The organism is Yersinia sp. LJYL362, from assembly GCF_048323875.1.
Window position 1 is genome coordinate 1 of record NZ_JBLWEX010000056.1, and the last position, 9,228, is coordinate 9,228.

Consider the following 9,228-nt stretch of genomic DNA (forward strand, 5'->3'; position numbering starts at 1 on the left):
GCTGAACAATCACTTTATCCAATGAAACCCGTGCTTTCTCCAGGCGCTGCTGTGCCCCTTGGTCTATCCACGGTAAATCTTTGCGCAAGGCCGTCTGATAGCGGAAAGCCTGCTGGCGCTGCGCATCAGTCAGAGTTAATGTTTTGCCATTACGGGTAACATCACCGTCGGGTGAAATCTGCAAATTACCGCTGGCACCCACCACTTGCACTGATTGCGGGCTGATAATCACATCATCCTGCGGCTTGACGCTGCACTGATAATCAGCCTGTGCCTGCCAGGCAGTTAGCATCAATACTGCCAGACCTGCCGTTCGTAATGCTTTAATTTTAAGTAACATAAGACTCCTGAGAAGCTGTGCCATCCCGTATTTCTATGGCTATTTATAACGTGCTAATCCCCACCCTGCCAGAATTTACTTTAAGCATGAAGGGGAGCTGTCCTAAAAAATGGAGCGGCCAATCCGCTGTGCCAGTAGTTCTAAGGCAGCCGTCCCGGCCAGAGAGTTCCCCGCATGGTCTAATTCCGGTGACCAAACTGCAATACATAACTCGTCGGGCACAATGGCAATAATCCCCCCTCCGACCCCCGATTTACCCGGCATCCCCACACGGAAGGCAAATTCACCAGCTCCATCATACATACCGCTGGTAATCATCAGAGCATTGATTTGCCGCGCTTGCATGGGGGTGATAAGCGGAGCCTGCCCACGAATACTGTGCCCCTGGTTTGCCAGATAGACAAAACAGCGAGCCAGTTCAATACAACTCATGCGCATGGCGCAATAGTGGAAATAGGTCTGAAGTACCGTGAGTACGTCATTGTTGAAATTACCAAAAGACTTCATTAGATAGGCGATGGCAGCATTACGATCGGAGTTATCAAATTCTGATCGTGCGACGCGAGAATCGTAGCTAATGCTGTCGTCATTCACTAACTGACGCACCACTTCTAACATTCGTTGCTTCGGTGCACTCAGGCGGCTTTGCAACATATCGCACACCACCAGCGCACCTGGATTAATAAATGGGTTGCGCGGTTTGCCTTTTTCTAACTCTAACTGCACCAGTGAGTTAAAGGGTTGACCTGACGGCTCTTTACCCACCCGCTGCCAAACTTCCTGTTCCCCATAACGGGATAATGCCAGCGTCAGACTCAATACTTTTGAAATCGATTGAATAGAAAAGCGTTCATCAGCATCCCCGGCCTGATATATCGTGCCATCCAGTGTACAGACCGCGATACCCAATTTGTCAGCCGAAACCTCAGCCAAAGCGGGAATGTAATCCGCTACTTTCCCCTGACCAATCAGCGGGCGCACCTGCTGCAAGATATCCGCCAGCAAGGTATTATCTAAATCTGTTATCACCCCTAAAGCTGCTGCCACAACGATGCCCCCAATCAATCCCCGGTAACCGTTTCCGCTAACTGCGTCTGATAAAAACAAAGGCGCCTGCATTAGGCGCCCTTATTAATTATCTACCGTTAAAACGGAAGATCAATCCCACCAGATATCAAACAGCTCACTGGTTTCTACATTTTTCAATTTGCGAGCTTCCAACCACTTAGTCACCAGCGCACGGTGTTCATCAGTGCAATGGCCAATCTCTTGCAGGCAAATCAGGCCTTCCCACTGCAAATAGCCACTGCCATCAAATGCCAGGCCGTTTGCTTCAATGACTTCATCGATAAAAGCATCGACAGTTTCATCAATAACATCAACACCAGTGCCTTCTGGGAAGGTCCACTGTACAGAAAAACCTAATTCCTGAAACTCGTCGATATGCATTTTTTTGCGTAAACGACGACTACGATTCTTAGCCATTATATTATCCTATTTGATTTTAATGGTATTTTTAAGCATGTAGGTGAAAATTTTAACTTTAACCTACACTTTAATAACCATCTGATTTTCAGTAGCTTATCAATATCACGAGTTTAGCAGATACTAGCAGCATGCGCCTAGCTTACCCTCACCCACTTGAGGTTACCACTGTCACCAAGCTTGGATGCCATTGTAAGTATCCCCTCAAGACGACCCATCCACTTTTAGAGTTCTTCCGACATACTGGCTATGTCTCCTGGGAAGATTGCTATGCGTAAGATCCGATTCACCGATCACCAAATCATCGCCATCCTAAAATCAGTCGAAGCTGGCAGGACCGTCAAAGATGTGTGTCGCGAGGCCGCTATTTCTGAAGCCCGCTATTACAACGGGAAGGCGAATATGATGGGATGGAAGCCCTGATATTAAAAAATCAAAGATCTTGAGGACGAAAACCAGCGGCTCAAGCAAATGTTTGCCGATCTGAGTCTGGAATGCCGAGCGCTGAAAGACGTCATCGAAAAAAGCTTTAAAACCAGCGATAAAGCGTGAGCTCTTCAACTATTTGACCGCGCAGTTTACGATGATAGACAGTCTAAGATTGGCATTGGAAGCGGTTTTTTCAGATTAGAAAAGGGCTTTAAGATATTTTAGGCATTGAAAACAGTAAATTACCGTTTTCCTTAATAGGAAATTGACAGTTACGTTAAAAAACTGCCAATCTTTGCAAATAATTGACATAAAAAAACCGAAGATGCATTAGCACTCTTCGGTTTCTTCGTACTCTATGTTCAACCAAGGTGTAGCAATTACAGCCTACTTTACGATGATGATTCGAGTACTTTGTCATGCCTGTTAAAAATCTTACTTCTTAACAAACAGGTTATGAATAGTGGTGCCCGGACTCGGAATCGAACCAAGGACACGGGGATTTTCAATCCCCTGCTCTACCGACTGAGCTATCCGGGCAACGGGGCGCATTAAACCGTATTGGCACCAAATCGTCAATGAGTTTCTCATATAAAGGCGATCGGTTGCTCTCTTTTCACGCGAAAGTCACTAAAAAAATGGTGCCGTGATGATTTTTTCATCGTAATACGCTGTTTCATCTGCTTGATTTATAGATTTTTTATTTTTCAGTTTGTTAAATAACAACAGCTTAGATATTCACTAAATGTGCATTTTTATTGAACTCCAAGGGTTGAATCGCTCCCATAAACATGTAATTATTGCGCGAATTTAGCGTTACTTTTCATTCGTCTGGTTCAAATCATTTTGAGAATTTAAGCAGGAGGCGGTTATGGCATTTTTACACTATCCAATGCATATTCAGCGCCTCACGTGCCACTTCCTCTGTTCCATTTCTATTAAGTCTCTTATCCCTTCCATGCGGTAAGGCTATGTATTGCTCACTGTTAGGCATTATTAAAAATAGAGCCAACCCTCTGATTTTACTGATGTCTATTGGTCGATGCTGAGACCAGTTCACTCACTATTCTGGTTTTCCTTTTACTGGAGATGAGTGCGTCAACGATATCAATTTGCCGGTATCACAAAAGCTTCTCAATGTGATGCTATCTATATGCCAAAGTGGCGGCCTCATACCTGACCGTTTGAGAGTAAGTGACATGACACAATTAAAAATAGCAACAAGTGCTCGTTTGGCTTCTTATGTAGAAAGTCAGCGCGGAATGGTATATCTCAATCAGACTGATTTTACGGATGTTGCCGCCGTGGTGATGTCGGTGGAAGATGCGAATGCCGGTATTTTGTCAAAGCTATATGATTTGGGCTTTGCTATTCCTACTTTTGTTGCTGTCACGGCAGAACAGACGGTTTCTGCGGATTATTTGCCTCTAATTAAAGGCGTTATCACACTCGGTGAGGCCAATAAGGCATTTTACAATGCTCAGGTAGAGGCTGCAGCCAGCGAATACCAAAAAAATCTGTTGCCGCCTTTTTTCTCAACATTAAAGAAATATGTCGAGATGAAAAACTCAACCTTTGCTTGCCCTGGGCATCAAGGCGGTGAGTTCTTTCGTAAGCATCCTGCTGGTCGTCAGTTTTTTGAATTTTATGGTGAGACGATTTTCCGGTCAGATATGTGTAACGCCGATGTCAAATTGGGCGACTTGCTTATTCATGAAGGTGCGGCAAAAGATGCACAGAAATATGCAGCTAAGGTCTTTAATGCAGATAAAACCTATTTTGTTCTGAATGGGACTTCAGCAGCCAATAAAGTGGTGACTAATGCTTTATTGACCCGTGGCGATTTAGTGTTATTCGACCGAAATAATCATAAATCTAACCACCACGGTGCACTGATTCAAGCAGGGGCGACGCCTGTTTATTTAGAAACGGCCCGTAACCCATTTGGTTTCATTGGCGGTATTGACGCGCACTGTTTCGATGAGCGTTATTTACGCCAGCAATTGAATGAGGTTGCCCCTGAACGTGCAGGTGATGCACGGCCATTCAGATTGGCTATCATTCAGTTATGTACCTATGATGGCACGGTGTATAACGCACGGCAGGTGGTTGATAGTATTGGTCATTTATGTGATTACATTTTGTTTGACTCGGCGTGGGTAGGTTACGAACAATTTATCCCGATGATGAAAGATTTCTCGCCGTTGTTGCTGGAACTCAATGAAAATGATCCTGGGATTATTGTGACCCAGTCAGTGCATAAGCAGCAGGCTGGTTTTTCTCAGACCTCGCAAGTACATAAAAAAGACAACCACATCAAAGGGCAAAAACGCCACTGTAATCATAAACGTTTTAATAACGCATTTATGCTGCATGCCTCGACCAGTCCGTTTTATCCATTATTTGCTGCATTGGACGTCAATGCCAAAATTCATTCTGGCGACAGTGGCCGCCGTATGTGGATGGACTGCGTCAAACTCGGTATCGAGACCCGTAAATTATTATTAGAACGCTGCTCAATGTTGCGGCCATTTATTCCTCCTACAGTGGGAGGTAAAAATTGGCAGGATTACGATACGAATGTTATTGCCAATGATGCTCGCTTCTTTAATTTTGTTCCCGACGAACGCTGGCATGGGTTTGAAGGATATAACCAAGACCAATATTTGGTTGACCCATGTAAGTTATTACTGACTACGCCGGGTATTGATGCCAGTAGCGGACAATATACCCAGTTTGGTGTGCCAGCAGCGATATTGGCCACTTTCCTGCGAGAAAATGGCATTGTGCCGGAAAAATGCGATCTGAATTCGATCCTGTTCCTGCTGACCCCGGCGGAAAATCTAAGCAAAATGGCTCATCTGGTTGATATGTTGGAGCAATTTGAGCGCTATCTCGAACAAGATGCATTGTTGTGTGATGTATTGCCGACGATATATCGTAAAAATGAAGAGCGTTATCGCGGCTATACTTTGCGTCAGTTATGTCAAGAAATGCATGACCTGTATGTCAGTTATGATGTGAAGCAGTTGCAAAAGGATATGTTCCGGAAAGCCAGTTTCCCGCAAGTTGTTATGAATCCGCAGGATGCCAATATCCAATTTGTCCGTGACAATATTGAATTGATCCCTATTGCTGATGCAGAAGGGCGTATTGCTGCTGAAGGTGCGTTACCCTATCCGCCGGGCGTGTTATGTGTCGTGCCGGGGGAAATATGGGGTGGGGCGGTACAGCGTTATTTCCTTGCATTAGAGGAGGGGATCAATCTATTGCCGGGCTTCTCACCGGAATTGCAGGGTGTTTATATCGAAAAAGGTGATGTGGAGTGGCGGCGTATTTTTGGTTATGTCATTACTCCGTAACCTGAAAACAGATAGATAGCCGATGAGGGTGTCGGCTGTCTATCTATAGCTTATCCCTCTTAGGATAATCAGTAGCCGAAATAGCGTACCAATAAAACACTACCTGAAAGTAGCAGTAAGATGTTGATGATCTTAATCAGTTGTTCACGGCTGATACCTAAACTGATTTTATTGGCGATCGCCAATCCGACTAACATCCCTGGAGCCAACAGCAATACCATCCACAGAATAGACAAGTCCATATAGACGCCGGCCAGCGCAAATAAAATTACTCTGGTCAGGGTGCTTAGGCCAATAAGTGTCGTCTGCGTAATCCGTAAATTGTCTTTGCTGGCTATCCGCCCGGATAAATAAATGGCATAGATGAACCCGCCGCTACCAAATAATGCACTGAAGATGCCGCCAATTAAGCCAAAAGGAATGGCGGCTATAGGTTTGAATTGCCCTTGTGGTTTACGTCGGCTGAGGGAATAAATTGCATATAAAATGACAAATATGCCCAAAGCTAATAGCAAAATATCGGGGCGGGTTCGCAGTAGGACTGTTGCGCCTATCAGGCTGCCAATAATCATCAATGGCACCAGGCGCTTGAGCTCAGCAATATCCGCATGGCGGCTATGACGCGCCACATTGGTGATTGCCGCAACCATATCAACAATGGCTAGCAATGGGACAATTTTTGCTACGGGGATAAATAGTGCTAAAACCGGGCTGGCAATTAACGCGGAACCAAAACCAGTGATACCAAAAATAATATAGGCAATGACCATGGTGGAGAAGATTACCACCATTTCGAAAACGGTAAGTCCAAAGTCCATTTTTCAATCTGCCAGTCGTGGTTAGAGATCAGTGAGCAATACTATAAGCGGTATATTGCGAATGGTTGTTATTCAAATGTGCACAGTTACCCATTGATCACAATTTTAGCCATAAAAAATGGCACAGCGAACTGTGCCATTTATACCTTGCAGGCTAAAGTTGCAGTGATATTAGTGGCGGCGGTAGCTCTTCTGCGCGCTATTCACTTTCACCAGATAACGGCGAGATTCACCAGATGGGTGTTTAGTGGTTAGCGTTTGGAATACATCGCCCGGTGCCATATTATTAATAATATTTACTGCCTGATTCTTGTCGCTGGAGAATACCCGCAACACGCTCCCAGCACCGCCATTATAGGAAGTAATAACTGCATAGCGCCGCGAGGTAGCATTTTGAATACCCCCCAAATAGGTATTTTGCAGAATAGATAGATAGGCAGTGCCAGCATCAATATTATTAGCAGGATCAAAAAGATAGCTTCGGCTTGGTTGGCCACTTTTGCCTTTCAGCTTGTAGACATCCCGCCCAGCAGTATGCTGAACAACCTGCATTAAACCCAGTGCATCAGAGCCACTGACTGCATAGGGGTTGAAGCTCGATTCTGTTTGCATAATTGCCAGAATCAATGATTCTTCTACGCCATATCTTTCGGCTGATTGCCGCACCAATGGCAGGTATTTGTGCGCTCGTTTATCCAGATGGTTAGGGACTAATTGCAAGGTGACCGACCAGATAACATGCAAACCAGATGTGCGTTTTTGCATTTTGTTTTGCAGTAAATAATCGGCAAAATGAGCCGCACGCCATTCCCAACGAATAGGCTCGCCGTTGTTATCCAGCACCTGCCCATAGAGGAACGGTTCTTTACTTATCTGGATATCGTTAGCATCAGAATAGAGATCGATCGAGCCAGGATCATCGCCCATTAATAACGTCGTAATAATCGCCTGGCGTAAGTGAGCCGCCGGATCGGTCGTGGCAATAGTTTCAACCGTAATAGTACCGGCATCAAAGTTGATATGGCTGCGGGTTTGATATTGATCCGTATACTTAACGTAATCTTTTGGGCCCGCGATTAAGACTTCTTTTAATCCCCAAATGTTTTCAATGTTATGGGCAAACTGACCCATTAAAATTTCAAAACCGTTAGTATCTTTGATAAAGGCTTCGTTATCTTCCTGATTTTTATTGCCTGAGCAAGACACTAACAAAGGTGCAATGACCAACAAAGCTAAAATTTTCTTCATCTTACAAGCCATATCTTGATGAGGAATTTACCCGTCATATTTCAAATTACCAGTGCGTTGGCCGCCTTCTTGTAACTCGAACTATTTAGGGTAATACCCGTCATACTGTACGTTACCAGTGCATTGGCCCCGAGTGGTTACTGACTCGGCGGAGTATAACCTTCAATATGTACATCCTGCCCTTCGAACAAGAAATTGACCATTTCCTGTTCCAGCAATTTACGGTCTTCGACATTCATCATGCTGAGTTTTTTCTCATTAATCAGCATGGTTTGTTTAGTTATCCATTGTGACCAAGCTTCTTTCGAGATTTCGTTATAGATACGTTTGCCTATTTCGCCCGGATACAGCTGAAAATCTTGTCCTTCAGCATCTTTTTTTAAAAACGTACAAAAAATCGTTCTGCTCATGCTAAATCCTCTTCGATGACTCACGTCAAATAAAACGGTTTGGGTAGATGGCGATGTTGCCCGCTATGGTTTTATTAACTCAGTTTTTGACAACTCTTCTTGTGCTAACTGAAGTAATAAACGCTCAACTGGGGCGGCCAACCCTACCGACGGTGGCTGTGCTAAGTTATACCAGAGACCCGCTCCATCATCCATGCATCCACGAACTGATGCAGTATCCAGCCACATTGGCACAATATCCAGATGGAAGTGGCTGAAAGTGTGACGAAAAGCGGTTAGCTGCTGCAACTCGCTGGCGGCCATCCCCCGTTGTTGCAGCCAACTATCCAAATCTTCTTGCTCAGAAAATTGTGGGAAACAGAACAACCCGCCCCACAGCCCAACGGGTGGGCGTTGTTCGAGCCACACCTGAGAACCGTTTTGTAGCAATAGAAAATAGGCCGTTTTTTCCGGTATCGTCTGTTTGGGCTTCTTACCTGGGTAGCGCGCCCAGCTATGGTTGGCATAAGCGAGACAACCTACATTCAATGGACAAAGTTCGCACTTGGGCTTGGAGCGGGTGCAGACAATCGCGCCTAAATCCATCATTGCCTGATTAAATTGGCCCACTCCCTTGGCTGGGGTGACGTCTTCACTGATTTGCCACAACCGCCCTTCGACATCTTTTTTACCCGGCCATCCCTCAACGGCGTAGCAACGAGCCAGAACTCGCTTAACATTTCCATCCAAAATAGGGAAATGCTGCCCCAACGAGAGCGATAAAATCGCGCCTGCCGTGGAGCGGCCAATGCCGGGCAGTGCGAGTATTTCGTCAAAAGTCGTGGGGAATTCACCCTGATGGCGTTCTACCACCGTTTGGGCGGCTTTATGCAGGTTCCTGGCGCGGGCGTAGTAACCTAAACCGGTCCATAAATGCAGAACTTCATCCAACGGAGCTGCGGCTAAAGCACGGATGTCAGGGAAACGCAGCATAAAGCGTTGGAAATAAGGAATGACAGTCGCAACCTGTGTTTGTTGCAACATCACTTCTGATAGCCAGACTTGATACGGTGTTTTATCCAATTGCCATGGCAATGTTTTGCGGCCAAAGCGTTGGTACCACTCAAGTACCACGTGCGCGAATTGTTGCGCTTGCA

Annotated in this window: 8 protein-coding genes, 1 tRNA gene and 1 pseudogene; 2 read left to right on the plus strand and 8 right to left on the minus strand. The window is 45.3% G+C overall.

What is annotated here, in order from left to right:
- The 3 genes from ACNSO8_RS02320 to ACNSO8_RS02330 all read right to left on the minus strand — a co-directional run.
- The coding region (locus tag ACNSO8_RS02320; protein WP_418393697.1) for a DUF2884 family protein at positions 1–340 on the minus strand (340 nt) is incomplete at its 3' end.
- Positions 341–442: 102 nt separating this feature from the next.
- Positions 443–1,369 carry a glutaminase B gene (glsB, locus tag ACNSO8_RS02325; protein ID WP_418393702.1) on the minus strand — a complete coding sequence of 309 codons (927 nt, stop codon included), beginning with the start codon at positions 1,367–1,369 and terminating at the stop codon, positions 443–445.
- Between the two features lie 129 nt (positions 1,370–1,498).
- Positions 1,499–1,825 carry a YggL family protein gene (locus tag ACNSO8_RS02330; RefSeq protein ID WP_005173625.1) on the minus strand — a complete coding sequence of 109 codons (327 nt, stop codon included), beginning with the start codon at positions 1,823–1,825 and terminating at the stop codon, positions 1,499–1,501.
- A gap of 270 nt (positions 1,826–2,095) precedes the next feature.
- Here ACNSO8_RS02330 and ACNSO8_RS02335 point away from each other — a divergent pair.
- A pseudogene (locus tag ACNSO8_RS02335) lies at positions 2,096–2,411 on the plus strand (transposase); the annotation flags it as partial.
- Between the two features lie 307 nt (positions 2,412–2,718).
- On the opposite strand, the gene ACNSO8_RS02340 reads toward ACNSO8_RS02335, so the two are convergent.
- A tRNA-Phe gene (locus ACNSO8_RS02340) sits at positions 2,719–2,794 on the minus strand.
- 659 nt (positions 2,795–3,453) lie between these two features.
- Here ACNSO8_RS02340 and speF point away from each other — a divergent pair.
- Entirely contained in the window at positions 3,454–5,616 is a 2,163-nt protein-coding gene (speF, locus tag ACNSO8_RS02345; RefSeq protein ID WP_418393698.1) for an ornithine decarboxylase SpeF, read from the plus strand.
- 68 nt (positions 5,617–5,684) lie between these two features.
- Here speF and ACNSO8_RS02350 read toward each other — a convergent pair whose 3' ends face one another.
- From ACNSO8_RS02350 to mutY, 4 genes are all read right to left on the minus strand, one after another.
- A complete protein-coding gene (locus ACNSO8_RS02350) occupies positions 5,685–6,434 on the minus strand; it encodes a sulfite exporter TauE/SafE family protein (RefSeq protein WP_418393699.1) in 750 nt (249 codons plus the stop codon).
- Positions 6,435–6,605: 171 nt separating this feature from the next.
- On the minus strand, positions 6,606–7,682 hold the full coding sequence (gene mltC / locus ACNSO8_RS02355; protein ID WP_418393700.1) for a membrane-bound lytic murein transglycosylase MltC: 1,077 nt from the start codon (positions 7,680–7,682) through the stop codon (positions 6,606–6,608).
- Positions 7,683–7,819: 137 nt separating this feature from the next.
- The gene (locus tag ACNSO8_RS02360) at positions 7,820–8,092 is read right to left on the minus strand and encodes an oxidative damage protection protein (protein WP_004391023.1); all 273 of its coding nucleotides are present in this window, start codon (positions 8,090–8,092) and stop codon (positions 7,820–7,822) included.
- Positions 8,093–8,155: 63 nt separating this feature from the next.
- Positions 8,156–9,228, minus strand: a 1,073-nt coding sequence (mutY, locus tag ACNSO8_RS02365) for an A/G-specific adenine glycosylase (RefSeq protein WP_418393701.1), incomplete at its 5' end; no start/stop codon positions are given.

Excerpts from the sequence above, each read along its gene's own strand:
- ACNSO8_RS02330 (WP_005173625.1), bottom strand. The coding sequence starts at position 1,825 with ATGGCTAAGAATCGTAGTCGTCGTTTACGCAAAAAAATGCATATCGAC.
- speF (WP_418393698.1), top strand. The coding sequence starts at position 3,454 with ATGACACAATTAAAAATAGCAACAAGTGCTCGTTTGGCTTCTTATGTA.
- ACNSO8_RS02350 (WP_418393699.1), bottom strand. The coding sequence starts at position 6,434 with ATGGACTTTGGACTTACCGTTTTCGAAATGGTGGTAATCTTCTCCACC.
- mltC (WP_418393700.1), bottom strand. The coding sequence starts at position 7,682 with ATGAAGAAAATTTTAGCTTTGTTGGTCATTGCACCTTTGTTAGTGTCT.
- ACNSO8_RS02360 (WP_004391023.1), bottom strand. The coding sequence starts at position 8,092 with ATGAGCAGAACGATTTTTTGTACGTTTTTAAAAAAAGATGCTGAAGGA.